The organism is Streptococcus sp. DD11, from assembly GCF_001578865.1.
Classification (GTDB): domain Bacteria; phylum Bacillota; class Bacilli; order Lactobacillales; family Streptococcaceae; genus Streptococcus; species Streptococcus panodentis.
The window spans coordinates 1-864 of the sequence record NZ_KQ969414.1 but is presented as its reverse complement, the minus strand read 5'-3'; the positions used below and the strand labels follow the sequence as shown (position 1 = coordinate 864).

1 protein-coding gene and 1 pseudogene are annotated in these 864 nt (G+C 49.7%); both read right to left on the bottom strand.

What is annotated here, in order from left to right:
* Positions 1-609, bottom strand: a 609-nt coding sequence (tatC, locus tag STRDD11_RS13155; protein WP_128837671.1) for a twin-arginine translocase subunit TatC, incomplete at its 3' end; no start/stop codon positions are given.
* A pseudogene (locus tag STRDD11_RS13150) lies at positions 602-864 on the bottom strand (FTR1 family iron permease); the annotation flags it as partial. The pseudogene STRDD11_RS13150 and the gene tatC, both read right to left, overlap by 8 nt.

Sequence of the window (864 nt, the reverse complement as noted above, 5' to 3'; positions counted from 1 at the left end):
AGCCGGTGTCAAAATGACAGCCAACACCAGTAAGATGAAGTAGGCGTATCGTCTATATTTTACCAAAAATACAGGATTGAGCAAACCGATAGAGGTCAGAAAGGCCACCAGCACTGGCAGCTCAAAGAGACAGGCAATTGGAATGGCCGTGTGAAAGACAAAGCTCAGGTAGTTCTGAGCCGTCAGCTGTGTCTCAAAGAGCCCTTCGCCCAAGGACAGCAAGACCTGCAAAAGAGCCGGCGTGACAAAGTAAAAGCCAAAGGCCAGCCCCAGTACAAAACAGAGAAAGGTGGCGGGGATGTAGACAAAGACAGCCTTGGCTTCCCGATCTTTCAGGGCCGGCCGGATAAATGCCCAAATCTGATAGACCAGAAAGGGCAGAGTCAGCGAAAAAGCAGCCAGGCTGGCCAGACTGACATAAATCCAGAGAATATCATCCGGCCCTAAAACCAGCAGCTTTTGCTCAAAATTGCTGGTCAGCCACTTGTAAATATCAGCTGAAAAGAGCAGGCTGATCAGAAAAACGCATATAAAACAAGCCAAAACGGCAATAAAGCGGCGCCGGAATTCCGTCAGATGCTCGATAACAGTCTGTTCTTTTCTATTCATGGCTTTTCTCATTGTTTTTGACTGTAACCCCGACAATCAGCAGCAGAAAGACAGCCTGACTGATGACTGCTTCCAGACTGGGGTAAATCCCAGCCCAATCAACAGTCGGAAAGCCATTCAGCAAGTGGCTGGGCAGGACATTGGTCAGCTGCAGGGCATGAATGCTGACACCCAGCATCTTAAAGGCCAAGGCATAGATCAGCCAGGTCAGCCAGAAAAAGATGCGGTGCGGCTGAAAGAGACTGGAGGCCTTGG